This window comes from Sedimenticola selenatireducens, from assembly GCF_963675335.2.
Lineage (GTDB): Bacteria > Pseudomonadota > Gammaproteobacteria > Chromatiales > Chromatiaceae > Sedimenticola > Sedimenticola selenatireducens.
Map to the genome: position 1 here is coordinate 1,596,282 of NZ_CAXXYC010000004.1, position 26,328 is coordinate 1,622,609.

Below are 26,328 nucleotides of genomic sequence, written 5' to 3' on the forward strand. Positions count from 1 at the left end.
CGCTCTGCGTGGGAACGCAAAAGGGCTATCGCATCGCCCCACGTGGCGAATCGGCGCCGGCCTACTGCTGTCGCGGATCCATCAGTGGACGTTCGCTCACCTCGACCTGTAGGTCGAACGGTTCCTGATTGCGCCAGCCTTTAATCCGTACCTTGTCTCCCGGCGGAACGGCGGCAATCAGGTTGAGAATGTCGTGAGCGTTGGTCAACGGCTGGTTGTTGATGGTTGAGATCACGTCCCCCGGCGCCAGACCGGCCTTGTCGGCCGGCCCACCCTCCAGCACCCCCGAGATCAGCACACCGCTGCCCGCTTTCAAGTTGAACGACTCGGCCAGTTCCGGGGTGATGTCCTGGCCGGCGATACCGAGCCAGCCACGCACCACGCGACCCTGTTTCAGAATCTGCTCCATCACGCCTTTGGCCAATGCCACGGGAATGGCAAAACCGATGCCCTGGGAGCCGCCGCTCTTTGAGAAGATAGCCGTGTTGATGCCCACCAACTGGCCGTGGGCGTTAATCAGTGCGCCGCCGGAGTTGCCGGGATTGATGGCGGCGTCGGTCTGGATAAAGTTCTCGAAGGTGTTGATGCCGAGCTGATTGCGCCCGGTGGCGCTGACAATGCCCATGGTGACGGTCTGGCCGACGCCGAACGGGTTGCCGATCGCCAGTACCACATCACCCACCTGCAGTCCCTGGGAGTCTCCTACCGTGATGGTGGGAAGATCGTCCGCGTCGGTCTTCAGGACCGCCAGGTCGGTGTCCGGGTCCACCCCGGCGACCCGGGCGTCGAGGGTGCGGCCGCTGGAGAGCACGACACGGATCTGGTCGGCATCTTCAATGACATGATTGTTGGTGAGGATGTAACCGTTACCACTGATAATGACGCCGGAACCGAGGCTGGTCTGCAGCTTTTTTCTCGGGGGGGACTGGAAGCGATCTCCAAAAAAGCGCTGGAAAAACGGGTCGTCAAACAGGGATCTGCCGCGCTGCAGCGTTACCTTTGCGGTAAAGATATTGACCACCGCCGGGGCTGCCGACTGAACCGCGCCGGCGTAGGAGACCGGACCCTGGGTGAGTGCCATGGGGGGTAACGGGGCTGGCGTGAGCAGGTCTGCCGGTGGCGGTGTGGTGAACAGGGTGACGGCAAGGTAGGCGGCCGCCATGCCGGCGACGGCGGAACTGACGATATAGGTGAAGGCTCTTTTCATTGTCGAGTCAGGTTACACTGCAGCAGTTGAAAATGGATAACCTATTATGTCCCAACACAAAGGGTGAGGGCGAGGCTGATCAATGATTGATATTTTTGAACTAGAACGGTACTGCAACGGACTGCTCGATGCCGGTGGATTTGAAGATTACTGTCCCAACGGCCTGCAGCTGGATGCCGGGCGACGGGAGATCCGGCGCCTGGTGACAGGGGTTACCGCCAGTCAGGCGGTGATCGCGGCGGCGGAGCAGGCCGGGGCGGATCTGCTGCTGGTTCATCACGGCTATTTCTGGCGCGGGGAGCCTGCCCCGCTTACCGGCGTGAAGGGGCGGCGCGTGCGTCATCTGATCCGGGCGGAAATAGGCCTGATGGCCTATCACCTGCCGCTGGATGCCCATCCGGAGCTGGGGAACAATCGTACCCTGGGCGATCTGTTGGGGATCAGGCAGGGCCGCCCCCTGGCGCAGGGCCTGGTCTGGCAGGGGGAGTTGGAGGATGAGTTACCGGCCGCTTTGGCCCGTCGGATGACCCGATTGCTCGGGCGGGCACCACTGCTGATTGCGGCCGGCGACCGGCCGATCCGGCGTATCGGCTGGTGTACCGGAGCGGCCCAGGGGGCGATCGTGGAGGCCGCCGCTGCCGGGCTCGATGCCTTTGTCAGCGGTGAGATTTCGGAGTCCACGACTCACTTGGCCCGGGAGTTGGGGATTCACTATTTTGCCGCGGGTCATCACGCCACCGAGCGTTTCGGAGTACAGGCGTTGGGCCAGCACCTGGCGGAAAAATTTGCCTTGGATCATCTGTTTATTGATGATGACAACCCGGTCTGATCGGGCATTCCAAGGCCCTGACGCCGCGCCAATCGCCATCCCTCGCGACAGTCCAATCTTGACCTCGGCCGGCGCATGTAAGAGAATGCGCCGTCTATTTTGGGGTAAATATCAGCATATACTGATTTTCCTGCGCCAATTCTGCTAAGATTCGGCCGGGAATTTCAGCGTCCGGCTACTCCGGGAGTCTTATACTAATGAGTGTGGATCTAAAAAAGCGGCGGTTTCTTACCGCTGCAACCAGTGTGGTCGGTGCTGTGGGCGCCGGCTTTGTCGCAGTACCTTTTCTGAAGTCTTGGAATCCAAGTGAAAAGGCGAAGGCCGCAGGTGCGCCGGTTGAGGCCGACGTCAGCAAGCTGGAGCCTGGCCAGATGATGCGCGTCAAGTGGCGTGGCAAACCGGTCTGGGTGGTCAATCGCACAGAAAAGAATCTCAAGGATATGGAAGGGCTGGTCGATGTCCTGCTTGATCCTGATTCAGAGCAGCCGCAGCAACCGGAGTACTGCCAGAATCCCTACCGTTCGCGTAAACCGAAGTATCTGGTGGCCGTGGGTATCTGTACCCATCTGGGTTGTTCTCCCACTTACCGCCCCGATGTGGCGCCGCATGATCTGGGCGCGGACTGGGTGGGTGGTTTCTTCTGCCCCTGTCACGGTTCAAGATTTGATCTGGCCGGCCGCGTCTACAGCGGTGTGCCCGCCCCCCTGAACCTGGAAATACCCCCTTACTACTTCCTGACCGATACCCAGATACTGGTGGGTGAAGATGGAGGAGCTGCCTGATGAGCTTAATGACCTGGATTGATGAGCGCTTCCCGGCCACCAAGGTGTGGAATGAGCACCTGGCGGAATATTACGCGCCAAAAAATTTCAACTTCTGGTATTTCTTCGGCTCCCTGGCCATGCTGGTGCTGGTCAATCAGATCCTCACCGGTATCTGGCTGGCCATGAGCTACAAGCCGGATGCCATGCTGGCCTTTGGCTCGGTCGAGTACATCATGCGTGACGTGGAGTGGGGCTGGCTGATCCGCTATCTGCACTCTACCGGGGCCTCGGCCTTCTTCATCGTGATCTATCTGCACATGTTCCGGGGTCTGATCTACGGCTCCTACCGGGCGCCGCGCGAGCTGCTCTGGATCATTGGTGTGGTGCTCTATGTGCTGATGATGGCCACTGCCTTCATGGGCTATCTGCTGCCCTGGGGCCAGATGTCTTACTGGGGTGCGCAGGTGATTATCAACCTGTTCTCCGCCGTGCCGGTGATCGGCCCCGACCTGGGTGTCTGGATTCGTGGTGACTATGTCATCTCCGATGCCACCCTGAACCGCTTCTTTGCGCTGCACTTCCTGCTGCCGTTCCTGCTGGCCGCGGTGGTGTTTATCCATATCGTGGCGCTGCACAAGGTCGGTTCCAACAACCCGGACGGTATCGAGATCAAGAAGAACAAGGACGCGAACGGCATCCCGAAAGACGGCATCCCGTTCCATCCCTACTACTCGGTGAAGGATACGGTTGGTGTGGCCGGGTTCCTGTTCCTGTTCGCGGCAGCGGTTTTCTTCGCGCCGGAGATGGGCGGCTACTTCCTGGAGCCGCCCAACTTTGATCCGGCCGACCCGTTGAAGACGCCGCTGCATATCGCGCCGGTCTGGTACTTCACCCCGTTCTACGCCATCCTGCGGGCAGTGCCCTCCATGGCCGGTTCGGCCTTCCCTGGCGTATTGGCCATGGGGGCGGCTATCGTGGTGATGTTCTTCCTGCCCTGGTTGGACCGCAGCCCGGTCAAGTCGGTCCGCTACAAGGGGCCGATCGTGAAGGGCGCCATCGCCATCTTCGTGGTGGTGTTCATCCTGCTGGGTTGGTTGGGTACCCAACCGGTAACACCCTTTCTGACCTTGCTGGCGCAGATCTGTACTGTGCTCTACTTCGCCTTTTTCCTGTTGATGCCGATCTACAGCAAAATGGATAAGACCAAGCCTGTTCCTGAGAGGGTGACCCAATGAAAAAGCTGATTGTTGCATTTTTATTAGCTACGGCACCCCTGCTCGGTCTGGCGGCCGGCGGTGGTGTACACCTGGATGACGCGGATATCGATGTCTCTGATCAGGCATCCCTGCAGCGCGGCGCCAAGTTCTTCGTCAACTACTGCCTGAGCTGTCACTCGGCCAAGTTCCAGCGTTACAACCGGATGGCGCGTGACCTGGGCCTGACCGAGGACGAGGTGAAAGAGAACCTGATGTTCACCACGGACAAGATCGGTGACACCATGACTATCGCCATGAGTGATGCCAATGCGGAAGCCTGGTTCGGCGTGGTGCCGCCCGATCTGAGCCTGATCGCCCGGGCCCGGGGTGTCGACTATATCTACACCTACCTGCGCAGCTTCTACGTAGATGAGGCGCGTCCCTTCGGCGTCAATAACGTGGTGTTCAAGGATGTGGGCATGCCGCACGTGATGTGGGAGCTGCAGGGCATGCAGAAGGCCGTGTTCGAAGAAGTGGATGGCCAGCAGGTGGTCAAGGAGTTGGTTCCGGTCGAGGGTGCCGCCGGCAAGGGCAAGCTGAGTCCGGAAGAGTTCGACGGCGCGATGCGCGATCTGACTGCCTTCCTCAGCTATGTAGCCGAGCCGGTCCAGCTGGAGCGTAAACGCCTGGGTACCTGGGTACTGCTGTTCCTGGCGGTGTTCTTCGTGCTCTCTTATCTGTTGAAGAAAGAGTACTGGAAAGACGTCCACTGATCGTCTGCGTATCCGGTAACACGGGGGCGTACAGTTTATTGTATACTGTACGCCCCCGTTGCATTTGGGCAGCGGATTTTTTATTGCTGGGAGCCTGTCGGTCAAGTCCGACAGGCTCCCCGTTCCTGATACTATCCTGGAGTGGTTTGTATGGCCGTTGTTGCGAACAAGAGATCTGTGATGACCATGTATTCGGATCCGAGCAGCCCCTACAGTCATCGCGTGCGTCTGGTGTTGGCTGAGAAGAGTATTACCGTTGAGATCACGGATGTTGATCCGCTGAACATATCCGAAGACATCATGGACCTGAATCCCTACGGCACTCTCCCTACGCTGGTGGATCGGGATCTGACCCTGTTCGAGTCGCGCATCATCATGGAGTATCTGGACGAACGCTTTCCGCACCCGCCGTTGCTGCCGGTGGATCCGGTCTCTCGCGCCAGTTCACGCCTCTACATGCACCGCGTGAGCAAGGACTGGTACACTCAGATGGAAGAGATCCTGGCCGGTGGCAAGGGGGCGACCAAGGCGCGCAAGGAGCTGCGTGAGAGCCTGGTCGCTGCCGCGCCCATCTTTACCCACAAGCCCTTCTTCATGAGTGACGATTTCTCCCTGGTGGATTGCTCCATAGCGCCGCTGCTATGGCGTCTGCCGATGCTCGGTATCGAGCTGCCCGCACAGGGCAAGCCGGTACTGGATTATGCCGCCCGGCTGTTTGAACGCGAGTCGTTCCAGGAGAGTCTATCCGAGGTCGAGCGGGAGATGCGGGACTGATTACCGCCTGTCGCCATGCTGACTTCCAACCGCCCCTATCTGATCCGTGCACTCTATGAGTGGCTGGTGGATAACGATCTCACCCCCCACTTGCTGGTGGACGCGCAAAAAAAGGATGTGATCGTGCCCCGGCAGTTTGTCGAGGAGGGGCGGATCGTGCTCAACGTGACCCCGACCGCGATACGCGATCTGGCGCTTGGCAATGACTACATCACCTTCAACGCCCGGTTTGGCGGCACACCGATGGACGTGGTGGTGCCACCGGATGCGGTGCTGGGCATCTACGCCCGTGAGAACGGTCGCGGCATGCTGTTCCCGGAAGAGACGCCGTCCGATGAGAACGACACCCCGCCGGATGATGACCCCAAGCCGCCGCGTGACCGGCCAACCCTGAAGGTGGTCAAGTAAGGGCTCGCCGAGCCCCGATGCTTCAATGATCGGGCGGTTTGTGTCGAAATGGCACCACCCTGTCAGCTTCGCTGGGCAGGCCCAGACTGAACTCCTCCAGTTGGACGCCGACCAGTATCACGTGACCGTCACGACGTCCGACCCCCTCCTCGCTATAATCGAACTGAAACAGTCGTCGGATGCGGATACCCCGTTGCGTCCAGCGCAGCCCGATGCGCCGCAATGCCACTGTTTGGTCGAGAAACTGCAAATTGCGCTGCTCGCAGGCAGCCTGGCAGATGCCGGTGGCGATCTCGCGGGCGCGGGCACTGTCCAGCCAGAACCAGATCAGCAGGCCAAGCAGCAGTAGTGGGACAAGGGTGGTCATAACGGCTATGGTACAGAATAAACAGCTCGATGAAGAGTTAATGGTGTTCCGTTTCTCTCTCGCAAAGCCGCAAAGCGTACCCCGTGGTTTTCTTCGCACGCTTGGCGATTTGCGAGAAACCGATCCCACCCGGAAAGCGGATAGGCGGTGTTCGACCACTCACTTGCCAAATGATTTGACTCGACCCACCGGAGTACGCAGAGAACGAATGAGATGAGCCGCATCAGCATCATACAGGAAGACATTACCCGGCTGGCAGTGGACGCCATTGTCAACGCGGCCAATCCCAGCCTGCTGGGTGGTGGTGGCGTTGATGGTGCCATTCACCGGGCGGCGGGGCCGGAACTGCTGGATTACTGCAGAAAACTGGGCGGTTGTCCGACCGGGGAGGCGCGCGTCACGCCAGGATTCGATCTGCCCGCCACCTGGATCATCCACACGGTCGGTCCGGTCTGGCGCGGTGGTGATGCGGGTGAGCCGGAACTGCTGCGGGCCTGTTACCGCAACAGCCTGGCCCTGGCCAGGGAGAAGGGGTTGCAGCGTGTGGCCTTTCCCGCCATCAGCACCGGTGTGTATGGCTATCCCAAACGGCAGGCGGCAGTGATTGCGCTGGAGGAGATGGGCGTTGCCGAAGGGTTTGATGAACTGATTGCCTGCTGCTACAGCGAAGCGGATGCGGTACTCTATCGCTCGCTGATGGCGCCGGGTACAGAGCGCCCTATAGGTTGAATATAGGGCATCCCGTGGGCGCCGATTGGGAGGATGTAACTGAACATGGCCTGGCTGGATGAGTTTTCCCTGACCCTGATAATTATCGCCTGCCTGCTGCTTGGCCTGGCGCCCTTCACCCCTGAACCCCATGTCTGGGAGAAGCTGAAGATGCTGTTCAGTGGCACGCTGGTCAAGCCGCTGGATATGTTTGACCTGCTGCTGCACGGTGCACCTTTCGTGGTGTTGCTGCTGAAGCTGCTGCGAATGCGTCAGGCCGCCCGGCCGCGATAGTGACATAAGGCGCACAAATCCACTCAACTCAGGGGCTCGGTATCTTGTCAGAGATTCGGCCCGGGGCGGGCCTCCTGCGGGTCGTGCCACCAGCCGGTGAGAATCGCACCTTGTAGGAGCGGCGCCCCGCCGCGATTTTGACCGGGCCTGGCCGATTAGGATTGCAGGATGCGCTGAATGGCCGACCCAGCACCGTAGGATGGGCAAAGGAGCGCAGCGACGTGCCCATCATGCGCGCTTTCACGGCTGAAGCCGCTTGCCTTGGTATCGCCAAGCGGCATGCCACTCGCCCGGGCCATTTCTGCCTAACCACCGCTCAGCCGGTCAAGACGCAGTCGCTGGCGCTGGTCGAACAGCCGCCGGGAGCCGATCCATACCGCCACGATGGCACCCAGCCCGGTACCGACGGCGATCAGCAACAGGATCATAATCTGATATTTGGCCGCCTCCAGCGGGGGGCTGCCGGAGAGAATCTGGCCGGTCATCATACCGGGCAGGCTGACCACGCCGGCGGCGGCCATGGCGTTGATAATGGGTATCAGGCCGGAGCGCAGGGCGTCCCGCCGGATCTCGCGGATCGCCCGGTCCCAGTTCTCGCCCAGCATCAATTGTGCCTCGATCACGCCACGCTGTTGCCACGCCTCACGGGTCAGGTTGTCCAGCGCAATGGCCATGCCCGACATGGTGTTGCCCAGCAGCATGCCAAGTAGCGGGATCAGGTACTGCGGGGTATACCAGGGATCAACCCGGACCACCAGATGCACCGCCAGCAGGGTAATGCTGAAGGAGGAGATGAACATCGAGAGGGTGCCGATGCCGATGCCCCAGGGACCACGAAAGCGGCGCTTCTGCCGGGCCATCACCTCGTAACCGGCGACCATCAGCATGAACAGGGCCAGCGCCAGTATCGGCAGGGGGGCGCGCTGGCTGAACAGCGTATTCAGCACCAGGCCGAGCAGCAGCAGTTGCAGGATGCTGCGCAGCGCGGCGATCAGCAGTTGTCGCTCGACCCCCAGGCGGAGCCGCCAGGAGAGTGCCGCCAGTGCCAGCACCAGCAAGGCCGGAATTGACAGGTCGGAGGGAGTGAGGTGGATCAGCTCCATCAGGCGGCTTCCGCTTCTATTCGCCGGTTGCGGATGATCAGGTGGCGCTGGCCGACCCGGCGACGCTGCCGGGGATCGTGGCTTACCCAGAGTACGGCCGCACCCCGTTGTTCCGCATAGTGCTGCACCAGCCGTTCCACCCGGGAGCCGTTTTCAGGGTCCAGATTGGCGGTCGGTTCGTCCAGCAGCAGCACCGCCGGTTGGCGGTCCAGTAACCGGGCCAGGGCGAGGCGCTGGCGTTCCCCGCTGGAGAGGCGCGCGATCTGCCACTCCAGACAGGCCTCGTCCAAACCCAGTTCGGAAAGCAGCCGGGTGCCGGAACCGGTGAAGTGTTCCGCCACCCGGTCATGCCACCAGTGGCTCTCCGCCGGCAGCAGGCCGACATGTCGCCGCCACTCCGGTGGTGCCGTCTCATCAACCGCCCGCCGGTCAAACAGCGCAGTTCCACTGTGTGGATCGAGGTCGGCAATGGCCCGCAGCAACCGGGTCTTGCCGCTACCGGAAGGGCCGGTCAGGGTGACGCACTCACCCGCATCAATGGTGAGATCAACAGGCTCCAGACCGGCTCCCTGAAACTGTCTCAGTATCAGGCGGCCCATGCGAGCTACACCCCGCGCCGAATAAAGATCAGGTCCCAGACGCCGTGGCCCAGTCGATGGCCACGCTGTTCGAATTTGGTCAGCGGGCGGTAATCTGGCCGGGGGGTATATTGACCCGCACCGGCGCTGTTCTCAAACAGCGTGTCGGCAGCGGAGAGCACCGCCATCATCTGCAGGGCATAATCCTCCCAGTCAGTGGCGGCATGGAAAAAGCCGCCCGGCCGGATCACCCGGCCCAGTTCGGTGACGAAGTCAGGGTTGAGGATGCGCCGCTTGTGATGCCGCTTCTTGTGCCAGGGGTCGGGGAAGAATAGAAACAGCCCCTGCAGTGAGTTCGTCGGAATACAGTGCTTGAGCACCTCGATGGCGTCATGACGCAGGATGCGGATATTCTCCAGGCCCAGGGTCTCGATCCGGATCAGCAGATGCCCCGCACCCGGACCATGCACCTCGATGCCGAGATAGTTATGCTCCGGGTGTTCCTGTGCCATGCTGGCCAGGGACTCCCCGTTGCCGAAACCGATCTCCAGAAAGACCGGGTTGTCATTGTCGAACAGCGCGGAAAAATCGATCGGCTGGCCGTCGTAGTCGATGCCAAAACGCGGCCAGAGGCTGTCGAAGGCCCGTTGCTGGCCGACGGTGAGGCGGCCCTGCCGCAACACAAAGCTGCGGATCGGGCGATGCGGTTTTTCCTGTTCAGACATGCGGTTCGGGTCAGTAATCAAAGGGTCAGGGCGCGCAGGGCTTGGTCAGCCACCGCCATAAAGGTATAAAGACATTTTCAGCGGGATTCTACACGAAACCGGCACGGCCCGTGATCGGATATACCCGGCAAAATAATAACAGGGACCAGCGAGGTGAGGCTTTGAACCAGTGGAGTGAGGATCTGATATCGGTTGAACTGGCGAGAACCCTGGACGGCCTTTTTCAGCAGCGCGTCAGGCGTAGCCCGGAACGGACCGCCTACCGCCACTACGATCGTCAAAGTCGAGAGTGGCGGGACCATAGCTGGCGTGAGATGGGCGATATGGTCGCACGCTGGCAGGCAGTGCTGGCCGGAGAAAATCTGCGTCGCGGTGATCGGGTAGCCCTCACCCTGCGTAATTCCCCCGAGTGGGTGGCGTTTGATCAGGCAAGCCTGGGGATGGGGCTGGTGGTGGTGCCGCTCTATACCGACGACCGGCCGGATAACATCGCCTACATTCTGCAGGACGCCGCGGTGAAGTTGTTGCTGGTTCAGGATGGCGGCCGCTGGAAGCGGCTGGCCGAGGCGATCCCGGTCGAGGGTGCGTTGCAGCGTGTCCTGATTCAGGATGCCACTGACGCGGATGCCGCCCTGATGTCGGCTGATGCGCGTGTCAGACGGGTTGATGATCTGCTGCCGGCGGCGGTGCCGAAGATCCCGCCACGCAACGGTGATCCCCATGCCCTCGCCTCAATCGTCTATACCTCGGGTACCACCGGACGGCCAAAAGGGGTGATGCTGAGTCATCACAACATGCTCTCCATCGCCCACGCCTCGATCACCGTCATCGACTGCTACCAGGAGGACCGGTTTCTCTCCTTTCTGCCGCTCTCCCACACCCTGGAGCGGACCGCCGGTTACTACCTGCCGATCATGACCGGCTCGACCGTGGCCTACTCCCGCTCTATCGGACAGCTCGCGGAGGATCTGACGCTGCTGCGTCCCACGGTGTTGATTGCGGTGCCGCGCATTTTTGAACGGGTATACGGGCGCATAACCGACCAGATGCGGCAGCGGCCGTTACTGCCGAGGCTGCTGTTCCGTGCTGCCGTGCGGGTCGGCTGGAGTCGTTTTGAACGTGCACAACAGCGGGCGGGCCTGCGGCCCTCCATGCTGTTGTGGCCCCTGTTGGACCGCCTGGTCGCTTCCAAAGTGACGGCAAGACTGGGTGGGCGTCTGCGCATCGCAGTCAGTGGTGGGGCACCGCTCTCGGCGGAGATCGCCCAACTGTTCATTGGCCTGGGTATACCCATTCTGCAGGGCTATGGCCTGACCGAGACCAGTCCGGTGGTGAGCGTCAATCCCCTGGAAGACAATGACCCCGCCAGTGTCGGAGTGCCCTTGCGCGGTGTCGAGGTGCGCACCGGTGATGACGACGAGTTGCTGGTGCGTGGACCCGGTGTGATGCTCGGCTACTGGAACAACCATGCGGCTACCGCCAAGATGATCGATTCCGACGGCTGGCTGCATACGGGAGATCAGGCGCGCATTGAAAACAACCACATCTACATCACTGGCCGTATCAAGGATATCCTGGTGCTCTCCAATGGCGAGAAAGTGCCGCCGGGCGACATGGAGCTGGCCATTGCGCTTGACCCCCTGGTGTCGCAGGTGATGGTGCTGGGCGAAGGACGGCCCTATCTGAGTGCGCTGGTGGTGCTGGAGGCGGATCACTGGCCGGCGCTGGCGCAGGATTGCGGCCTTGATCCGCTGGCGCGTGACAGTCTGCGGCACCCCCGCGTGGTCGCTGCCGTTATGCAACGTATCAAGGCGATGCTGAAACAGTTTCCGGGTTATGCCAAGGTACGCCGGGTGACCCTGCAGCTGGAGCCCTGGACGGTGGAAAATGGACTGCTGACGCCAACGCTCAAGGTAAAGCGTGCCCAGGTACTGAAGCGAAATCACCAGGCCATCAATGCCATGTACCAGGAGGGGCCGACCCAGGGTAAGCGATGAAGAGGGGGGGTCGGCCATGTTGCGGTGCTTGCGCCCGACCCCCGGCAGCGCATAGAATCTGCTGCGCGATGCGGGTGTAGTTCAATGGTAGAACGGCAGCTTCCCAAGCTGCATACGAGGGTTCGATTCCCTTCACCCGCTCCAACTCCTTCCCTGGTATTTCTGTTGTAATCCGAATATGCAAAAACTCTACGAATGCCGGGACCGACTGCAGGCGCAGATGCTGCATGACGCCCTCGCGGCACATCATATCCGTACGGTTATTCTCGGCGACTATCTGAGCGGTGCGGCGGGTGAGTTGTCGGCCATCCAGTTTCCGGTGTTGTGGGTGGTAGAGGACGGGGATTATCCGCTTGCCCGGCAATTGATTGATCGATATCTCGGTGAACCTCAGCCCGATCGCTTGCCTTGGCGCTGCGGCCGCTGTGGTGAGATGGTCGAGGCCACATTCGATATCTGCTGGAACTGCTCGACACCCCGCGATTAAAGGTTAAAAACTGTTTCAGTTGGCGTTTTTGCTTCCGCTGTACGGTGGCACTGAGGCCGATTATGGTTCATGCTTAGAATTGCTTTGGGCCCTGCGATGCGCTTCCTGCGGGGCTTACGGGCGGATATAAGAACAGGACAATAACACGGAGTTTGCGATGGGTAAGTTATTCAAGGTACTTGGCGGTCTGGTGCTGGTGCTTCTGCTGCTGATCGTGGCGGCCGTCATCATCCTGCCCATGGTCATTGATCCCAATGACTATAAGGGTGAGATCGTCACCCAGGTCAAGGAGCAGACCGGAAGGGATCTGAAAATAGCGGGTGACCTGAAGCTCTCGGTCTTTCCCTGGCTGGGCATCGACATCGGTGGACTCGAGCTGAGCAATGCCAAGGGCTTCGGCGAACAGCCCTTTGCCGTGGTCAAAAGTGCGGCCGTGCGGGTCAAGTTGATGCCGCTGCTGAGTCGACAGCTGGAGGTGGATACAGTCGGCCTTGACGGACTGGTACTGAATCTCGCCAAGTCAAAAACCGGTACCACCAACTGGGACGATCTGGTCAAGGGCGGAGCACCAACCGAGGATGACAAACCCCAGGCAGCCAAGGGGAAAGGGCTGGAAGGCTTCGTGATCGGCGGTGTGGACATCAGCAACGCCCGTATCAGCTGGGATGACCGAAGTGCCGGACAACAGTATACGGTGGACCAGTTCTTCCTCAAGAGTGGCGCCATCCGTCCTGACAGCCCGGTGGATCTGGAGCTGGGTGCACAGTTGCAAAGCAAAGAGCCGGAGTTGAACGCCAAGATCAAACTGGACAGTACCGTCTCGCTGGATGAGAAGGCCGGTATGCTGCATCTCAAGGGTCTGAATCTGCAGCTGGATGCGACCAGTCCGCTGTTTCAAAAAGGCAGCATGAGCGCCAACCTGAAGGCTGATGTTGGTCTGGGTCTGAATGGCGAGACACTGTCGGTGGATGGACTCTCCCTCACATCCGATACGTTGCAACTGACCGGCAATCTCAAGGGCAACAATCTGGCCGCCAAACCGGCGTTCAGCGGCACCTTGAATCTGGCCGAACTGAATCTGCGGGAGTGGCTCACCGGGCAGGGCGTGGCGCTGCCCGAGACCGCCGATTCCCAGGTATTGACCCGTTTTTCCGCTGATCTTGAACTGGCGGCACAGGGTGATGTGACCCGGCTGAACAAGGTAGTGATTGCACTGGACGACACCAAAATCAACGGCAACGCCAGTCTGAAGGGGAGTGCGATCGGTTTTGACCTGGATGTGGACAGCATCAACCTGGATCGTTACCTGCCTCCAGTGAAAGAAGAGGCGGCCGCACCTGCCAAGACCGCCGACGCGAAGGGGAGTGGCGACGAACCGCTGTTGCCGGTTGAGCTGTTACGCTCGCTCAATCTCAATGGCTCACTCAAGATCGGCCAGATGGTCATCAAAAAACTGACGGCCAAACAGATTCTGGTCACTGTCAAGGCGAGCCAGGGAAAGATCACGACTGAGCAGAAGATCGGGGCATTTTACCAGGGCAGCCTTAACAGCGTGGTCAATCTGGATGTGGCCGGCAAGACACCGGTCATGCAGTTAGAGGAGCAGGCCACGAATATTCAGGCGGGTCCACTGTTGAAGGATATGATCGCCAAGGACAAGTTTGACGGCAAAGGGAATTTTCAGGCCAAGCTCCAGACCAGCGGTAACAGCATCAACGCCTTCAAACGTGGATTGAACGGCGATCTTGATTTTCGTTTTGAGAATGGCTCGGTCAAGGGTTTCAACCTGGCGCAGATGCTGCGGGAAGGGCAGGCCAAGTTGAAGGGTGAGAAACTGCCGGCCAGCGACGAACCACCTCAAACCGATTTCTCGGAGATGGGCGGTAGTGCCGTGATTCAGAACGGGGTGCTCAACAACCAGGATCTGCTGGCCAAGTCCCCCTTTCTTCGGGTGACCGGCGCCGGCAGTGTGAATCTGGTAGCCGAGACGCTGGATTATCTGGTTAAGCCGGTAATTGTCAGTACCGCAGCAGGACAAGGGGGTGAAGGGCTCGAACAGCTGAAAGGCATACCTGTGCCGGTCAAGCTGACTGGCCCCTATGCCTCGCCCGATTACAGCATCGATTGGGCCCAGGTGGTGACCGGTTCGCAAAAGGCCAAGCTGGAAGAGAAGAAGGCGGAGGTCAAGCAGCAGCTGGACGAGAAGAAGGATGAAGCCAAGCAAAAGCTGGAAAATAAGCTAAAAGATAAGTTGAAGGGGCTGTTTAACTGATTTTTAGTGCAGTTGTGTGATGTTTAGCGCTGAATTCATTTGAGAAGGGCGCAGCTATCCCATATCATATTGACAGGGATACTGCCAGGTTAGCACCTGGCGGGAACTGCGTGGTTAAAACAATACAAAACTAGGAGACGACGATGACCAAGAACACCCTAAAGAAGCTTGCCGCAATGGCGCTTACTCTGGGTTTGGTGACAGGCTGCGCCAGCACCGATCAACTGAAACAGATGCAGGCCGATATTGCTGACCTGAAAGACAGTTCCAGTGCAGCCATGTCAGCTGCAAATGACGCTAAACTGACTGCTGAAACCGCAGATCGCAAGGCGTCCGCAGCCATGAACGCAGCCAATGCGGCTCAGGCCTCTGCCGATGAGTGTGCAGAGAAGTGTGACCGCATGATGCAGAAATCGATGGCAAAATAAGTATTGCCTGAGATTGTGAAAAAGGCCCGGCGGCATGAAAATGTCGCCGGGCTTTTTTTATGGATCGGTGCCAGTAATCTGTAGGTGTTGTTTCGGTTTGGCGATTTGCCCAGGGAGGGGCTTATACCGTGAAGCACATGGATGTGCGTGAGCGGGGTTGCCCGGCAGGAGCGGCGCCCGCGCCGCGAATTCGGCCCGGGGCGGGCCTCCTACAATTCAATCTTACTCCAGCGGCCAACTGTATCGGTAGCAAAAGCACCGTAGCGCGGATGGAGCCGCCATCACCGAAACCGGAATTACCCCATGCGTTCAGGGTGGCGTAATCCGGGATTAGGGTTTGGACGGCGCCTGTTTATCGGCCCTGTGAATCGGATGCCACCGGCTCTGACTCGGAGAGCATCAGTGAGTGCGGTGCCGGCGTCGTTGACGGAATGGTCGGTGCAACTGCCGGTGTCACCGGAACCGGTATGCCCCGTTGTCCCAGCGCCGCCTGCTTCATCGCCTCCCAGTCCGGTTTCTGTTGGCTGTCGCCCAGGGCATTGATAATTGCCCGGACCAGCGGGGTGAAATTGATACCTTCCCGGCTGCGCTGCTCGCTCAGCGGTGGGTGTGTCTCGACGAACAGCCGGCCGTTTTCCCAGCCCGCCTTGTAGGGTTCGTTGATGATCCGTACCGGCGTATTGGGTGCAACCTGATCAAACAGGGCGGCAATGTCCTCGGGATAGAGGCGAATGCAGCCGTGACTCACGCGCATTCCCACCCCATAGGGCTTGTTGGTGCCGTGCAGCAGATAGCCCGCCATGCTCAGGTAGATGGCGTGTGTACCGAGGGGGTTGTCCGGTCCCGGTTTGACCACCTTGGGCAATGGGCTTCCCTTGGCGGCATGCTCCTGGCGGATCGACTCCGGTGGGTACCAGGTTGGCCCCTGTTGCTTGCGGGTTACCCGAGCGTTGCCGGTCGGCGTGCTCCAGCCTTCCCGGCCGATACCCAGTGGATAGGTGATGACCCGGTCTTCCCCCTTCGGGAAGTAATAGAGGCGCAGTTCGGCCAGATTAATCACGACGCCTTCACGTGGTCCCGGTGGCAGGATGAAGCGAGTGGGCAAGGTGACGCTTGTCCCCTCGCCGGGAAGCCAGGGGTCTACCTGGGGATTGCTTTCGGTCATCTCCGTGTAGCCAAGCCCGTTGGCCCGCGCGATGTCGGAAAAGGTGTCTTCGTAGCGGGTCTGGATCTGGCGGACTTCGCCAACAATATCGTTGCCGGGTGCGGGCAGTGGAAAACTGAGGGCATTGCCAATGCCGGGCAGGGTCATGGACAGGGTGTAGATAAAGACGGACAGTAGTGATTTCACGGTGATTAATCGGGTTGTTAAGCGTGCGTCTATTGTGACATAAAGCGTCTGAGTCGTCTGCGAAGCCGTCGGCAGGTGAGAGTTGGCAACCAAGGGGAGATCATGCGGCAGGACCCAAAAGAGTTTTCGGAGCAGATCATTGCCTGGTACAAACGCCACGGACGCAAGGATCTGCCGTGGCAGCAAAATCCCACCCCTTACCGGGTCTGGATCTCCGAGATTATGTTGCAGCAGACCCAGGTCGGCACGGTCATTCCTTACTATGAACGCTTCATGCAGCGTTTCCCTGAACTGCAACAGCTGGCGGAGGCGTCGCTGGACGAGGTGCTGCACCACTGGTCGGGTCTCGGCTATTACGCACGGGCGCGTAATCTGCACCGTGCCGCCAAATGTATTCTGGATGAACATGCCGGCCTTTTCCCCGTAACGCTGGCGGCACTGATGGACCTGCCGGGGATTGGCCGTTCCACCGCCGGGGCCATCCTGTCGTTGGCGCTGGAACAACCCTCTCCAATCCTCGATGGTAATGTGAAACGGGTATTGGCACGCTGCTTTGCCGTGCCCGGCTGGCCGGGCAAGAGTGCGGTGCTGAAACGGCTCTGGTCGCTGTCCGAGGAGCTCACACCGTCGCAACATACACGCGCCTATAACCAGGCGATGATGGATCTTGGGGCAACAGTTTGCCGCCGCTCAAGACCGCGGTGCGACGCCTGCCCGCTGATGCAGCAGTGCCGGGCAAGGGCCGAAGGTGAGCCCACCGCCTACCCACACTCCAGGCCGCGTGCCCGCCTGCCCAGCCGCAAGGTGGTAATGTTGCTGGTTCATGATGGCCGCGGTCGAGTGTTGCTCGAGTCACGTCCGCAAAGCGGCATCTGGGGTGGACTCTGGGGGTTGCCGGAATATGCCGACCGACAGGCGGCGGAGGAGGGGCTGGCGGTCTGGTTTGGTGATAACTATCAGGAGATTGCGGTCTGGCCGGAGCGGCGCCATAGCTTCAGCCACTTTCACCTGCTGATCACCCCCGTGGTGATTAAACTGGCCGGCCGACAGGAATGGGTCATGGATGGAAGCAGTAGAGTTTGGTATAACACTGATAAACCCGACCAGCGCGGCGTCGCCGCCCCGGTATCGCGTCTGATTGAAGAGCTAATACAGCGTTTAGAGGAGAGGGCCGATGAGCCGTATGGTGGATTGCGTTAAATTAAAAAAGTTGGCCGAAGGCCTGGAACGACCGCCTTACCCGGGCGAATTGGGTCAGCGGGTATTCGAGAACATCTCCAAAGAAGCGTGGCAGTTGTGGCTTCAGCAGCAGACCATCCTGATCAATGAGAACCGTCTCTCCCTGGCTGATCCCAAATCCCGCGTTTTCCTCGAAGAGCAGATGGTGAAGTTCCTGTTCGAGGGCGGTGGCACCCAGGTCAACTTCACTCCCTGATGTCACCCGGATGGGCAGGCCCGGCAATGGTGGTCTGTCCTTCCAGTGCGCTGGTGCGGCGGGTGAATATATGCAAAATCAGGCCGTTCCGCACATTTCCCTCTTGACTCAGGCAGCGCGTATCGGTTTAATACGCCCTCGCCAAGGCTAGGTAGCTCAGTTGGTAGAGCAGCGGATTGAAAATCCGCGTGTCGGCAGTTCGATTCTGTCCCTGGCCACCAAACACGCAAAACGGCCCGCATTTATGCGGGCCGTTTTGCGTTTTAGCTTTCGGTAATGTCCCGATGGATCGATGACAAAAGGCACACGTTGTGCTGGCTTTTTGGGGTATGAAAACCTTCGCATGGAATTCAGAGAAAAATGATCTTCCCAAAGCGAAACCAGGCATCTCTTTCGAAGAAATCGTTCTTAATATCCAGCTGGGAAATGAAGTCGATATCTTCGAATACCCGAATCAAGGGCGACATCCCGGGCAAAAAGTTTCGGTTGTGCTGGTCGAGTGTTACGCCTATCTCGTCCTATTCGTTGAAAGCGAGGAGGAGATTTTTCTGAAGACCATCATCCCTAGCCGAAAGGCCGCGAAGCAATATGTGGGTGGTTTAAATGAGTAAGCTGAAATTGGAAGAGAAAGAGATCCTGGAAGCATTCGAGGCGGGTAGGCTCAAGCGCGTCAAAAATGCCGATAAAGAGATTGATGAGCATCGGATCGTTGCGGAAGAGACTTTCAAAAAGGATGCGCGGATAATATTCGGCTGTCGTCGCAGGACCTCGGGGCGCTTCAGGCGCGCGCTCTGAAAGAGGGAATCCCCTATCAAACTCTGGTCTCAAGCCTGCTTCACAAGTTTGTAGATGGGCAACTCATCCATAAACCGGCTAACAATTAGATCCTCCGGGATTACTCCAGCCGGTCCAATGGGCTTGTCACACCGCCGCCGCCTTTTCCCAGTACATGGGTATAGATCATCGTCGTGGTCACATCGGTATGCCCCAACAGCTCCTGTACCGTCCGAATATCAGAGCCTGATTCCAGCAGGTGCGTGGCAAAGGAGTGGCGCAGCGTGTGGCTGGTGACACGCTTGGTGAGTCCCACTTCCACGGCCGTCTTGCGCACCGCCCGCTGGATGACCGACTGATGGATATGATGTCGGCGTAGTACGCCTGATCTCGGATCGGGAGCAATGCGGGTGGCCGGAAACAGATACTGCCATCGGAACTCCTTGGCGGCGTTGGGGTATTTGCGCTCCAGCGCCTCCGGCAGATACACGGCCCCGAAGCCAGCCTTGAGATCTTCTGCATGCTTGTCCGTTACCCAGGCGATATGCCGCTTCAGGTGACCGGCCAAGGCATCTGGCATTGGCACCACCCGGTCCTTCTTGCCCTTGCCCGCGCGGACAGTAATCTGGCGGTAGTCGAAGTCAAGATCCAGTATGCGTAGCCTGGCACACTCCATCACCCGCATCCCGGTGCCATACATCAATCGCACCATCAAGCCTGACACCCCTTGTATCCGGGCAAGAATCTGCGCCACCTCACGTCGGCTTAATACTGTAGGTATCCGTTTATAAGGTTTGGGTCGTTTGAATGTGCCGATGTCGCCCAGCGGCTTTTCCAGGACGCGGGCATAGAAAAAGACCAGTGCGTTCAGTGCCTGGGCCTGGGTTGCCCCGGAAACCTTGCGCCTAACGGCCAAATGCTCTAAAAAGGAAGACACTTCTTGCTCTGCGCGATTCTCAGGGAGCGAACTTTTGTGGAATCGAAGGAAACGATTGATCCAACCCAGGTAGCTCTGCTCGGTATTGATGGCCAGGTCGGCGACACGAATCGCCGCGATAAATCGGGCATAAACCTTCGGAAAGGCATTGCCCAGCAGATTGCCGGGCCTATCGGCACCCGCGTTGGTCGTCTCATAACTGCGGGCGACCGTTGGGTGGTGGTCGCCGAGCGGCTGCCCACCTTCGGCCCAGTGGTCCCAGTCAAACTCGCTCGCCCAGCCCGATTTCAGCATGTGTCTGAACAGCAGCCGCAAGGCATCCACTTTTTGCCGCAATTGCCAGGCGGAGAGCTGCGGGTTCAGTCCCTGTTTGGCAAACCAGTGTTCGATAGCTTCCGGGGTTTGGGTCCGGAGCTTCGCTCCGGGATGCGCATCAATGAACTCCTGGACATGTTTCCGGTACCAGGGCCGGGATCGCTCAGGAATATGAAACAGTTTGAGGACATCAATATACCGTTTCCAAAATCGTTCAACACTGGGAGAAATGGGTTGAGTGTCCGGATCAATAGACATAGCGGCTCCTTGCTGTATGAATCTCCAATAGAGAACAAATATAGAACAATAAGTCGCTTTTTACAAATAATGCGCGAGCAACATTTCTCAAGAAATGCGCGAGACGCATAATCAGCTGTTCTATGCAAATAGGCTAAATAAAACAACAACATACAGTATTTCTCCGAGCCTGAGACAGGAAAACAAAAGCAAGGATAAAAGAAGAAAAATCTGACGAAAGCTGATGAAAAGGAAGACAGGGAGTGATGAATAAAAATGGTACCGTGAAACCACGAGTTCACACGGTAAACGAGTTTTACCGGATGAGCACGAGGCTTCACGGCAAAGAATCCCTCCCTGCCAGGCACCAACGGCACTGCCACCGAGCACAAATCCAGTCCTCCCGTCGATCGCGTCTCCCGAAACTCACGGGGTGCGAAAAGGTAGCGAGTCGGATGTATGAAAGGCCCAGCATAGAACAACCCGTTGAAGTGGTCCGTGTGCTTCACTTCGTTCAGCTCACGGCCACTTAACATTAATCGTTAGCGCATAAAAGAGTGAAGAAGTTATGAATTCGGCTTTAGGGAAAATTACGGCACTGATTGGCTTGGCTGCAGGAGCTACGGCTCTTCTTCAGACTTTTAGCGTTGAGCCACTACCATCGGCCAATCTCGTTGTGCGATGCGCACCACCTAATCCAATGAGTACGATGTTCAATTTTATTGAGGAATTGAACGCATACAAAGGCGAGGTTGTTTACCTAAAAATGGATTATGATGCCGGCTGTAAAAAATGGACATATCCTCGCTCTATCAGTGAAGATGGAAATGTTGTTAGTTATGAAATTAACTGGGTAGATTTGGCGCGCACGGACGGACTGTTGGATGGCGCGCCAAATGGCAATCAGTACGCCGAAATCAGCCGCTGGATGGAGGAGCACTTCTGGAAAAAGTTGCCCACTTTGAAATTGAGAATGATAAATAATCATTCATATGGGGCAGTTAATCCAATAAATATCGAACTTTTTAATGCTCTAGGAATAACGGTTAATAGCAAGCCTATACTTAATCCTATGGTCTCAGCGCGGTTCAATGTTGAGGGTTTGTTCGATCAGGCTTCTGGGCCATTTAGCGTTTCATATTCGAAGGGTGATGGTACTCACGGGTATGAATTAACACCAGCCTTCGTTGACGATGTACTCCGAAAAAGGGTGGTGTGCACGTTGAAGGATTGGACAAAGGCAGAAAGGTTCCTATTGTGCCCATTTTTGTAAGCAGATATGAATATCCGAAGAGGCGCTAACAAAGCAAATCCAGCCGACGCGCTAAAGGCGCGCGCCGCTGATTTGCGACGTTACAACTCTAAGTGCGTCGTTTGATATCGCGGTAAAAATTTTCGTGGGAGCCAAGAGCCATTAACTCAAGAGTCAAAGTGCCATCGTCAAAACTATATCCGAGTAGGGTAAGTTGCTTATTCATCTTGAATTTGTACACGCGCAAAAATGCGAGATCTCCTTTCTTTTGTTCGCCGAGACTAGGCTTTGCCATTAATTCTTTGACGGCAGCATCAAGCTCTTTTTTTTGGTTTGGCTTGAGTTTCTTTACCGCCTTTCTAAAAGTAGGTGTTTGTAAAACACGAGATGCCCTAGCCAAAATCGTAGCTCTCAAGCTTGCCTGCTTCTCGCTCTGCGGCAGCAATAATTGCTTGTTTTACAAATTCATAGGGAAGGTCAGGGTTGTCCTCCATGATTTCACCAATCTTCGCCCAATGCTCAATTTGCTTCGGCGGTGTACGGTTGAGAGCTTTAGCCATGATCGTAGCTTTCTCAACAAGAGCTTGGTCTAATCGTACGCTGGTTGTGGCCATTTCATGCACCTCTGGAGAGTATTAAATGGATTGTAGCAAAACGCCACATTTGAGGCAAGTCGTAACAAGGCGCTGTTGTCGGACTGCTTTTCCGCTAGCGCTTCAAAGCAGCCGCAAAGCGCTGCGTTATGTGTATTGAGTGGCCACATGAATATATCGACTTATACTTTATTTAAAAAAGAAAGAAAGAAGCTTGGCAAGGTTGCCCCTTATGCTCCCTATGGATGGCAAATACTTAATAATACTCTCCCTATTGAGTGGTTCGCATATAGTCAGTTTATGCAGGAACATACCTCAGAGCTAGCCAATTCAATTAATGAGTTAAATCACCATATCGGATCTCTCATGGCATGGGAAGCAGTTATGCCGCATCTTAAAGAAAAAGAACTTAATCGAACAATTATTAATCATGTATCTCCTATCGCCACTCTTTCCCTATTAATGCCATATGCAATAAGGTCACGCTTTATATATTCAGTTGCACATTTATCTCATCAAGCAAATATGCTGAAAATAAATAATTGGGTCGATGATCTCCCAATAGATACAGAAATATATTTTAAACAAGCTGATGAGTATGGTCGGGAGTGGTCAGCATATTCAAAACTAAAAAAATCAATGGAAAAAATAGCAAACAAGCAGTATTCAACTGCTACGCATGATTTTCGTCATAGTTTTAATCATCGTTACTCACCACGAATTGAATTGGGACTTACAGGATTGGTAACAAGAATAGTTACAAGCGAAGGAGCTGTTTCTTACGGTTTCGGAGAAACTGAACCATTAAAGTTAAAAAATATAATTCCGGTACTACAAGAGCAACATCATCACTGCATTAATTCATATGAAAAATACCAGATATTAGTAAATGAGCAATCTGAAGCAATTAATCAACACATAACCAGATCTTCTAGCGGACACAGTCGCTGACGCGCCTGTTCCGCTAAAGTCAGCGTTATAACCATAAGGACTAATCGTGGAACTAGGAGACATACTAACAGGGATATTCACCGCAGCCATTCTGATATTTCTGAGAAGTGCAAACGTTCATGCTCAACGTCAGAAAATTGTTTCGACTCGGCTGGATTCATACCTCAGATACTGGAACAGGGTAATCCTTGACAAGGATTGGTTCGGTATTTTTTATGTTGGGGTTAAATGGAACGAAGAAATAAGAGAACTTGTCGCGAACGGGGGCACTCCTGAGGATATAGTCAAGTTAGACGCAGAGAAAAAGAAAATAATAGAAGAATTCAAAGAGCAACTAAAAGAAAACCCTTCATCACTCGAAGCAGAAGTGGTTAAGTCCCGGAAGTACATCAAGCAGTTGCCTGAGTCACTAAAAAACAATTTGATGTCACTAGTCGCAACAAGTAGCCAAAACATCATAGAAGGAAAAACTTTCATAAGTGATGAAGATGCAAGCCACCTTGATCCGTATATGGCTTCTGTTTCAATTGATCTAAAAATGAAACTGGTCAATCTAATGGGGGAAGCCGCGATCTTATTTGCCAAGATTTCGCACGACCCAGATAGCTTTAAGATAAAAGAGCATTCAGATCAAATATCTGAATTACTATGGCAAGGAATTTTAATATCAAAAGACATTGATACGTTATCTAAGCGGGTAAAGAAATACACGGAGAAAAGTGCATTCTCGCTTACTCTGATGAACGTGGGGTTATAACAAGTCAATTAAATCGCTTCGCTTGGACGCGCTTTGCGCGCCATTTATTGAGGCGTTAAATTTAAGAGAATGACATGGATGCATTGATTTTCATCGATACCAATATATTTCTGGATTTCTACAGAATAAGGAAATCAGATGTCAGCATGTCTTACTTAGAGTTGATTGATAAACATAAAGATCTCATTATTCTCGGTAGTCAGGTTGAAATGGAGTTTAAGAAGAATCGCCAAAAAGTAATACTAGAAACATTAAATAAATTTAAAAATCCCGACTGGAATAATTTAAGTGTACCTGCCCTCCTTTCAGAGCTTCAGGCGTCCAAGCAGATTGAAAAAAAGAAAAAAGAGATCTGCACACAACAAAAGAAAGTCACAGAAAAAATCATAAAGGTTCTAAAAAATCCTCCTAGTAACGATCCTGTATATCAAACTCTTCAAAGATTGTTTAAACATAAATCACCGTATAACCTGGATAGAAGCAAGAAAGAGCGGTACGCCGTAAGAAACCTAGCGAGAAAGCGCTTTGTTCTTGGGTATCCTCCACGAAAGAAGGAGGATAATTCTATTGGTGATGCTGTAAATTGGGAATGGATTATTAGATGTGCACAGGAAAGTGGCAAGCACGTAATTTTGGTTACCCGAGATACTGATTTTGGAGCGATAGTTAAAAACGAATCATTTTTGAATGACTGGTTAAGTCAAGAGTTTAAGGAGCGTGTGAGCAGGACAAGGAAAATAATACTGACTGAACGCTTATCTGTTGCCTTTAAAGCGGTAAAACTCACGGTGAGTAAAGCTATGGAAAAAGCAGAGGATGAAATTATAGAAGCAAATGAGGCCGAAGCATCTGAACCAGTAGGCAACCGATCGGCAGAGTTTCTTCGCCTGATAAAATTCTTTCAGGAGGCTTCCGCAAATGCGCAAAAGAATAAGTAATGAATTTAACAAGGCCTTCCATCGGACGCAGTCGCTAACGCGCCTGCCCCGCTGAAGGCAGCGTTAACGCTCAAAACTCATGGTCACGCCTGGTGCAATTTCCAGCTCATCCAGCTTGGGTCCGCGCCACAATCCAGGACCGGATTTCGTCCACCCTGCTGAGATCCGACCTTCTTCGATCAGTTCTTGCATCCGGTCATACAGTCCATCGTCTTTTGCTTTGTACATGCGTTCGAGTGCGCCCCACTCGCGCACCAGGGCAGACCACTCGGGATACTGCTCTGCCACCTCTGGGAGTCGGCCAACCCACTCCGGGAAATGCTCCAGCAGCCGCGAACACCGCCCGAAGTCGCCGGGGTCATGCGGTACGTCAGCGCCGTATTTCGGCGCGTCGCTACCTGTAAGCACGGAACAAATCGTTTTACTGCTCGTCCCAGTGTCGCCACTCAGTAGCCAATCAATCGGGGTCATATCTCACCTCAAAATGCGTTAACAATGCCATCATCGGACCCAGCACCCTGCGGGCGCTGGCCCGATGATGGCTGGCGTTAAGTGGATATAAACGTGGCAATTAGAAAGAGACCGAAGATAGGCGATGTAATCGAAATAAAGACTCCTAAAGGATCAGCTTATGCCCAGTTCACACACAAGCATGACACCTCGCCAAAATATGGCTCGCTTTTACGAGTGTTTACCAAACTACATAAGAAACGCCCATCAGATTTTCGCGAAATTATTGAATCTGAACCTCAATTTTTAACTTTCTTTCCACTTGGCCAGGCCTGCAATAGAGGCATAGTTGAAATTGTTTCAAACGAAGATATTCCTCTAAAGGCAAGAGATTTTCCAACCTTTAGAGCTGGGACTGCCAATCAAGAAGGGCATGTCGAAACATGGTGGCTCTGGGATGGCGAGAAGGAATGGAAGGTTGGTAAACTCAAACCTGGAATGGAAAAGCTACCAATAAGAGGTATATGGAACGACACAATGTTAATTCAGCGTATTGTCGAGGGTTGGTCACATGAAAGTGTCACTTAACAAGGTGCTGCTACGGAAAATTTGCTCGCTGTCGCTCCCAAATTTCCGCAGAGCACAGCGTTCTATGCAAATAGGCTAAATAAAACAACAACATACAGTATTTCTCCGAGCCTGAGACAGGAAAACAAAAGCAAGGATAAAAGAAGAAAAATCTGACGAAAGCTGATGAAAAGGAAGACAGGGAGTGATGAATAAAAATGGTACCGTGAAACCACGAGTTCACACGGTAAACGAGTTTTACCGGATGAGCACGAGGCTTCACGGCAAAGAATCCCTCCCTGCCAGGCACCAACGGCACTGCCACCGAGCACAAATCCAGTCCTCCCGTCGATCGCGTCTCCCGAAACTCACGGGGTGCGAAAAGGTAGCGAGTCGGATGTATGAAAGGCCCAGCATAGAACAACCCGTTGAAGTGGTCCGTGTGCTTCACTTCGTTCAGCTCACGGCCACTTAACATTAATCGTTATGCGTTTTAAAAGAAACATACAAAAGAGCCTTGGGATCTCATTATTTCCTGCTGCTCTGATTACTTTCATGTTGGATTATGGAAGTGCTGAGAAGACATTTATTACAAAGATATCTGGAAGGGAATCGGTAATAACAGGGCTAGATGGTATTGGTATGTATGTAAAGGAGCATGGATTCCTAGGCTATGTGGTAAGTGTTTTACCTACATTCATAGGAATCTTAGCTACTTTAATAATACTGGGCCTGGTGGAAACAAAGCTCAATGAAAAGAGAAAAAGTCGTCATATCAAGTAGTAGCACGCATAACCAGCGGGTCAAGTACGCCTGCTTCGCAGGCTGGGACCTCCGCTTCGCTACGGCCCCTTACCCAAA

Annotated in this window: 31 protein-coding genes, 2 tRNA genes and 1 pseudogene; 24 read left to right on the plus strand and 10 right to left on the minus strand. The window is 55.5% G+C overall.

What is annotated here, in order from left to right; all coding sequences use genetic code 11:
- Positions 1 to 61: 61 nt before the first annotated feature.
- Entirely contained in the window at positions 62 to 1,207 is a 1,146-nt protein-coding gene (locus tag ACHZBF_RS18560; protein ID WP_321529238.1) for a Do family serine endopeptidase, read from the minus strand.
- 82 nt (positions 1,208 to 1,289) lie between these two features.
- On the opposite strand from ACHZBF_RS18560, the gene ACHZBF_RS18565 reads away from it, so the two are divergent.
- The 6 genes from ACHZBF_RS18565 (at position 1,290) to ACHZBF_RS18590 (ending at position 5,951) form a co-directional block, all read left to right on the plus strand.
- The gene (locus ACHZBF_RS18565; RefSeq protein WP_321529239.1) at positions 1,290 to 2,036 is read left to right on the plus strand and encodes a Nif3-like dinuclear metal center hexameric protein; all 747 of its coding nucleotides are present in this window, start codon (positions 1,290 to 1,292) and stop codon (positions 2,034 to 2,036) included.
- Positions 2,037 to 2,233: 197 nt separating this feature from the next.
- A complete protein-coding gene (gene petA, locus ACHZBF_RS18570; RefSeq protein WP_029133629.1) occupies positions 2,234 to 2,818 on the plus strand; it encodes a ubiquinol-cytochrome c reductase iron-sulfur subunit in 585 nt (194 codons plus the stop codon).
- Positions 2,818 to 4,035 carry a cytochrome b gene (locus ACHZBF_RS18575; RefSeq protein ID WP_029133628.1) on the plus strand — a complete coding sequence of 406 codons (1,218 nt, stop codon included), beginning with the start codon at positions 2,818 to 2,820 and terminating at the stop codon, positions 4,033 to 4,035. The genes petA and ACHZBF_RS18575 overlap by 1 nt, the downstream gene beginning before the upstream one ends.
- A complete protein-coding gene (locus ACHZBF_RS18580; protein WP_029133627.1) occupies positions 4,032 to 4,769 on the plus strand; it encodes a cytochrome c1 in 738 nt (245 codons plus the stop codon). Before ACHZBF_RS18575 ends, ACHZBF_RS18580 begins: the two co-directional genes overlap by 4 nt.
- A gap of 150 nt (positions 4,770 to 4,919) precedes the next feature.
- Positions 4,920 to 5,543 (plus strand): stringent starvation protein SspA, encoded by a 624-nt coding sequence (gene sspA / locus ACHZBF_RS18585; RefSeq protein WP_029133626.1) that lies wholly within the window; start codon positions 4,920 to 4,922, stop codon positions 5,541 to 5,543.
- 18 nt (positions 5,544 to 5,561) lie between these two features.
- The gene (locus ACHZBF_RS18590; protein WP_321529404.1) at positions 5,562 to 5,951 is read left to right on the plus strand and encodes a ClpXP protease specificity-enhancing factor; all 390 of its coding nucleotides are present in this window, start codon (positions 5,562 to 5,564) and stop codon (positions 5,949 to 5,951) included.
- A 22-nt stretch (positions 5,952 to 5,973) separates the two neighbouring features.
- Here ACHZBF_RS18590 and ACHZBF_RS18595 read toward each other — a convergent pair whose 3' ends face one another.
- Positions 5,974 to 6,318 carry a DUF3301 domain-containing protein gene (locus tag ACHZBF_RS18595; protein ID WP_051302235.1) on the minus strand — a complete coding sequence of 115 codons (345 nt, stop codon included), beginning with the start codon at positions 6,316 to 6,318 and terminating at the stop codon, positions 5,974 to 5,976.
- Between the two features lie 213 nt (positions 6,319 to 6,531).
- Between ACHZBF_RS18595 and ACHZBF_RS18600 the strand changes: the two genes are divergently transcribed.
- Together ACHZBF_RS18600 and ACHZBF_RS18605 are read left to right on the plus strand one after the other, a co-directional pair.
- Positions 6,532 to 7,047 carry an O-acetyl-ADP-ribose deacetylase gene (locus ACHZBF_RS18600; RefSeq protein ID WP_321529240.1) on the plus strand — a complete coding sequence of 172 codons (516 nt, stop codon included), beginning with the start codon at positions 6,532 to 6,534 and terminating at the stop codon, positions 7,045 to 7,047.
- 45 nt (positions 7,048 to 7,092) lie between these two features.
- Positions 7,093 to 7,320, plus strand: a complete 228-nt coding sequence (locus ACHZBF_RS18605; protein WP_029133623.1) for a hypothetical protein — start codon at positions 7,093 to 7,095, stop codon at positions 7,318 to 7,320.
- Between the two features lie 305 nt (positions 7,321 to 7,625).
- Here ACHZBF_RS18605 and ACHZBF_RS18610 read toward each other — a convergent pair whose 3' ends face one another.
- Genes ACHZBF_RS18610 through trmB form a run of 3 tightly spaced genes read right to left on the minus strand, consistent with a single transcriptional unit; the run spans position 7,626 to position 9,726 of the window.
- On the minus strand, positions 7,626 to 8,423 hold the full coding sequence (locus ACHZBF_RS18610; RefSeq protein WP_273438507.1) for an ABC transporter permease: 798 nt from the start codon (positions 8,421 to 8,423) through the stop codon (positions 7,626 to 7,628).
- Positions 8,423 to 9,022: an ABC transporter ATP-binding protein gene (locus tag ACHZBF_RS18615; RefSeq protein ID WP_321529241.1), complete on the minus strand. Its 600-nt coding sequence runs from the start codon at positions 9,020 to 9,022 to the stop codon at positions 8,423 to 8,425. The genes ACHZBF_RS18610 and ACHZBF_RS18615 overlap by 1 nt, the downstream gene beginning before the upstream one ends.
- A gap of 5 nt (positions 9,023 to 9,027) precedes the next feature.
- Positions 9,028 to 9,726 (minus strand): tRNA (guanosine(46)-N7)-methyltransferase TrmB, encoded by a 699-nt coding sequence (gene trmB, locus ACHZBF_RS18620; RefSeq protein WP_273438503.1) that lies wholly within the window; start codon positions 9,724 to 9,726, stop codon positions 9,028 to 9,030.
- 161 nt (positions 9,727 to 9,887) lie between these two features.
- On the opposite strand from trmB, the gene ACHZBF_RS18625 reads away from it, so the two are divergent.
- The 5 genes from ACHZBF_RS18625 (at position 9,888) to ACHZBF_RS18645 (ending at position 14,910) form a co-directional block, all read left to right on the plus strand.
- A complete protein-coding gene (locus tag ACHZBF_RS18625) occupies positions 9,888 to 11,723 on the plus strand; it encodes an AMP-dependent synthetase/ligase (RefSeq protein ID WP_321529242.1) in 1,836 nt (611 codons plus the stop codon).
- Between the two features lie 70 nt (positions 11,724 to 11,793).
- Positions 11,794 to 11,867, plus strand: a tRNA-Gly gene (locus ACHZBF_RS18630).
- Positions 11,868 to 11,901: 34 nt separating this feature from the next.
- Positions 11,902 to 12,210: a putative signal transducing protein gene (locus ACHZBF_RS18635; RefSeq protein ID WP_273438501.1), complete on the plus strand. Its 309-nt coding sequence runs from the start codon at positions 11,902 to 11,904 to the stop codon at positions 12,208 to 12,210.
- Positions 12,211 to 12,367: 157 nt separating this feature from the next.
- Entirely contained in the window at positions 12,368 to 14,482 is a 2,115-nt protein-coding gene (locus ACHZBF_RS18640; protein ID WP_029133555.1) for an AsmA family protein, read from the plus strand.
- 143 nt (positions 14,483 to 14,625) lie between these two features.
- Entirely contained in the window at positions 14,626 to 14,910 is a 285-nt protein-coding gene (locus ACHZBF_RS18645; protein WP_029133554.1) for an Lpp/OprI family alanine-zipper lipoprotein, read from the plus strand.
- A gap of 352 nt (positions 14,911 to 15,262) precedes the next feature.
- Here ACHZBF_RS18645 and ACHZBF_RS18650 read toward each other — a convergent pair whose 3' ends face one another.
- Positions 15,263 to 16,261, minus strand: a complete 999-nt coding sequence (locus ACHZBF_RS18650; RefSeq protein ID WP_335342988.1) for a L,D-transpeptidase family protein — start codon at positions 16,259 to 16,261, stop codon at positions 15,263 to 15,265.
- A 102-nt stretch (positions 16,262 to 16,363) separates the two neighbouring features.
- Here ACHZBF_RS18650 and mutY point away from each other — a divergent pair, with 102 nt between their 5' ends.
- From mutY to ACHZBF_RS18675, 5 genes and pseudogenes are all read left to right on the plus strand, one after another.
- A complete protein-coding gene (mutY, locus tag ACHZBF_RS18655; protein WP_321529243.1) occupies positions 16,364 to 17,461 on the plus strand; it encodes an A/G-specific adenine glycosylase in 1,098 nt (365 codons plus the stop codon).
- The gene (locus ACHZBF_RS18660; RefSeq protein WP_321529244.1) at positions 17,436 to 17,696 is read left to right on the plus strand and encodes an oxidative damage protection protein; all 261 of its coding nucleotides are present in this window, start codon (positions 17,436 to 17,438) and stop codon (positions 17,694 to 17,696) included. The genes mutY and ACHZBF_RS18660 overlap by 26 nt, the downstream gene beginning before the upstream one ends.
- Positions 17,697 to 17,841: 145 nt before the next feature.
- A tRNA-Phe gene (locus tag ACHZBF_RS18665) sits at positions 17,842 to 17,917 on the plus strand.
- A 108-nt stretch (positions 17,918 to 18,025) separates the two neighbouring features.
- Entirely contained in the window at positions 18,026 to 18,307 is a 282-nt protein-coding gene (locus ACHZBF_RS18670) for a BrnT family toxin (RefSeq protein WP_273438493.1), read from the plus strand.
- Positions 18,300 to 18,580, plus strand: a pseudogene (locus tag ACHZBF_RS18675) (antitoxin). Before ACHZBF_RS18670 ends, ACHZBF_RS18675 begins: the two are co-directional and overlap by 8 nt.
- An 11-nt stretch (positions 18,581 to 18,591) precedes the next feature.
- Here ACHZBF_RS18675 and ACHZBF_RS18680 read toward each other — a convergent pair.
- Positions 18,592 to 19,980, minus strand: coding sequence for an integron integrase (locus tag ACHZBF_RS18680; RefSeq protein ID WP_321529245.1), 1,389 nt, complete (start codon positions 19,978 to 19,980; stop codon positions 18,592 to 18,594).
- Positions 19,981 to 20,527: 547 nt separating this feature from the next.
- Here ACHZBF_RS18680 and ACHZBF_RS18685 point away from each other — a divergent pair.
- Positions 20,528 to 21,232 carry a hypothetical protein gene (locus tag ACHZBF_RS18685; protein ID WP_321529246.1) on the plus strand — a complete coding sequence of 235 codons (705 nt, stop codon included), beginning with the start codon at positions 20,528 to 20,530 and terminating at the stop codon, positions 21,230 to 21,232.
- Between the two features lie 88 nt (positions 21,233 to 21,320).
- Here the strand turns inward: ACHZBF_RS18685 and ACHZBF_RS18690 are convergent, their stop codons facing one another.
- Together ACHZBF_RS18690 and ACHZBF_RS18695 are read right to left on the minus strand one after the other, a co-directional pair.
- On the minus strand, positions 21,321 to 21,626 hold the full coding sequence (locus ACHZBF_RS18690; protein ID WP_335342989.1) for a type II toxin-antitoxin system RelE/ParE family toxin: 306 nt from the start codon (positions 21,624 to 21,626) through the stop codon (positions 21,321 to 21,323).
- On the minus strand, positions 21,604 to 21,825 hold the full coding sequence (locus ACHZBF_RS18695) for a TA system antitoxin ParD family protein (RefSeq protein ID WP_321529247.1): 222 nt from the start codon (positions 21,823 to 21,825) through the stop codon (positions 21,604 to 21,606). Before ACHZBF_RS18695 ends, ACHZBF_RS18690 begins: the two co-directional genes overlap by 23 nt.
- A 147-nt stretch (positions 21,826 to 21,972) precedes the next feature.
- On the opposite strand from ACHZBF_RS18695, the gene ACHZBF_RS18700 reads away from it, so the two are divergent.
- The 3 genes from ACHZBF_RS18700 (at position 21,973) to ACHZBF_RS18710 (ending at position 24,450) form a co-directional block, all read left to right on the plus strand.
- Entirely contained in the window at positions 21,973 to 22,755 is a 783-nt protein-coding gene (locus ACHZBF_RS18700) for an integrase (protein ID WP_321529248.1), read from the plus strand.
- Between the two features lie 46 nt (positions 22,756 to 22,801).
- Complete coding sequence (locus ACHZBF_RS18705) at positions 22,802 to 23,512, plus strand: hypothetical protein (RefSeq protein WP_321529249.1); 711 nt, start codon at positions 22,802 to 22,804, stop codon at positions 23,510 to 23,512.
- A gap of 74 nt (positions 23,513 to 23,586) precedes the next feature.
- Entirely contained in the window at positions 23,587 to 24,450 is an 864-nt protein-coding gene (locus ACHZBF_RS18710) for a PIN domain-containing protein (protein ID WP_321529250.1), read from the plus strand.
- 63 nt (positions 24,451 to 24,513) lie between these two features.
- Here the strand turns inward: ACHZBF_RS18710 and ACHZBF_RS18715 are convergent, their stop codons facing one another.
- Complete coding sequence (locus tag ACHZBF_RS18715) at positions 24,514 to 24,921, minus strand: hypothetical protein (RefSeq protein ID WP_394707587.1); 408 nt, start codon at positions 24,919 to 24,921, stop codon at positions 24,514 to 24,516.
- Positions 24,922 to 25,014: 93 nt separating this feature from the next.
- Here ACHZBF_RS18715 and ACHZBF_RS18720 point away from each other — a divergent pair, with 93 nt between their 5' ends.
- Together ACHZBF_RS18720 and ACHZBF_RS18725 are read left to right on the plus strand one after the other, a co-directional pair.
- Entirely contained in the window at positions 25,015 to 25,488 is a 474-nt protein-coding gene (locus ACHZBF_RS18720; RefSeq protein WP_321529252.1) for a hypothetical protein, read from the plus strand.
- 465 nt (positions 25,489 to 25,953) lie between these two features.
- Positions 25,954 to 26,250 carry a hypothetical protein gene (locus tag ACHZBF_RS18725; RefSeq protein ID WP_321529253.1) on the plus strand — a complete coding sequence of 99 codons (297 nt, stop codon included), beginning with the start codon at positions 25,954 to 25,956 and terminating at the stop codon, positions 26,248 to 26,250.
- The last annotated feature ends 78 nt before the right edge of the window (positions 26,251 to 26,328 follow it).

Excerpts from the sequence above, each read along its gene's own strand:
- ACHZBF_RS18600 (WP_321529240.1), top strand. The coding sequence starts at position 6,532 with ATGAGCCGCATCAGCATCATACAGGAAGACATTACCCGGCTGGCAGTG.
- ACHZBF_RS18700 (WP_321529248.1), top strand. The coding sequence starts at position 21,973 with ATGAATATATCGACTTATACTTTATTTAAAAAAGAAAGAAAGAAGCTT.
- ACHZBF_RS18695 (WP_321529247.1), bottom strand. The coding sequence starts at position 21,825 with ATGGCCACAACCAGCGTACGATTAGACCAAGCTCTTGTTGAGAAAGCT.
- ACHZBF_RS18710 (WP_321529250.1), top strand. The coding sequence starts at position 23,587 with ATGGATGCATTGATTTTCATCGATACCAATATATTTCTGGATTTCTAC.
- ACHZBF_RS18560 (WP_321529238.1), bottom strand. The coding sequence starts at position 1,207 with ATGAAAAGAGCCTTCACCTATATCGTCAGTTCCGCCGTCGCCGGCATG.
- sspA (WP_029133626.1), top strand. The coding sequence starts at position 4,920 with ATGGCCGTTGTTGCGAACAAGAGATCTGTGATGACCATGTATTCGGAT.
- ACHZBF_RS18680 (WP_321529245.1), bottom strand. The coding sequence starts at position 19,980 with ATGTCTATTGATCCGGACACTCAACCCATTTCTCCCAGTGTTGAACGA.
- ACHZBF_RS18715 (WP_394707587.1), bottom strand. The coding sequence starts at position 24,921 with ATGACCCCGATTGATTGGCTACTGAGTGGCGACACTGGGACGAGCAGT.
- trmB (WP_273438503.1), bottom strand. The coding sequence starts at position 9,726 with ATGTCTGAACAGGAAAAACCGCATCGCCCGATCCGCAGCTTTGTGTTG.
- ACHZBF_RS18635 (WP_273438501.1), top strand. The coding sequence starts at position 11,902 with ATGCAAAAACTCTACGAATGCCGGGACCGACTGCAGGCGCAGATGCTG.
- ACHZBF_RS18595 (WP_051302235.1), bottom strand. The coding sequence starts at position 6,318 with ATGACCACCCTTGTCCCACTACTGCTGCTTGGCCTGCTGATCTGGTTC.
- ACHZBF_RS18615 (WP_321529241.1), bottom strand. The coding sequence starts at position 9,022 with ATGGGCCGCCTGATACTGAGACAGTTTCAGGGAGCCGGTCTGGAGCCT.
- ACHZBF_RS18580 (WP_029133627.1), top strand. The coding sequence starts at position 4,032 with ATGAAAAAGCTGATTGTTGCATTTTTATTAGCTACGGCACCCCTGCTC.
- ACHZBF_RS18670 (WP_273438493.1), top strand. The coding sequence starts at position 18,026 with ATGAAAACCTTCGCATGGAATTCAGAGAAAAATGATCTTCCCAAAGCG.
- ACHZBF_RS18640 (WP_029133555.1), top strand. The coding sequence starts at position 12,368 with ATGGGTAAGTTATTCAAGGTACTTGGCGGTCTGGTGCTGGTGCTTCTG.
- ACHZBF_RS18685 (WP_321529246.1), top strand. The coding sequence starts at position 20,528 with ATGAATTCGGCTTTAGGGAAAATTACGGCACTGATTGGCTTGGCTGCA.
- ACHZBF_RS18660 (WP_321529244.1), top strand. The coding sequence starts at position 17,436 with ATGAGCCGTATGGTGGATTGCGTTAAATTAAAAAAGTTGGCCGAAGGC.
- mutY (WP_321529243.1), top strand. The coding sequence starts at position 16,364 with ATGCGGCAGGACCCAAAAGAGTTTTCGGAGCAGATCATTGCCTGGTAC.
- ACHZBF_RS18565 (WP_321529239.1), top strand. The coding sequence starts at position 1,290 with ATGATTGATATTTTTGAACTAGAACGGTACTGCAACGGACTGCTCGAT.
- ACHZBF_RS18725 (WP_321529253.1), top strand. The coding sequence starts at position 25,954 with ATGCGTTTTAAAAGAAACATACAAAAGAGCCTTGGGATCTCATTATTT.
- ACHZBF_RS18610 (WP_273438507.1), bottom strand. The coding sequence starts at position 8,423 with ATGGAGCTGATCCACCTCACTCCCTCCGACCTGTCAATTCCGGCCTTG.
- ACHZBF_RS18605 (WP_029133623.1), top strand. The coding sequence starts at position 7,093 with ATGGCCTGGCTGGATGAGTTTTCCCTGACCCTGATAATTATCGCCTGC.
- ACHZBF_RS18575 (WP_029133628.1), top strand. The coding sequence starts at position 2,818 with ATGAGCTTAATGACCTGGATTGATGAGCGCTTCCCGGCCACCAAGGTG.
- petA (WP_029133629.1), top strand. The coding sequence starts at position 2,234 with ATGAGTGTGGATCTAAAAAAGCGGCGGTTTCTTACCGCTGCAACCAGT.
- ACHZBF_RS18645 (WP_029133554.1), top strand. The coding sequence starts at position 14,626 with ATGACCAAGAACACCCTAAAGAAGCTTGCCGCAATGGCGCTTACTCTG.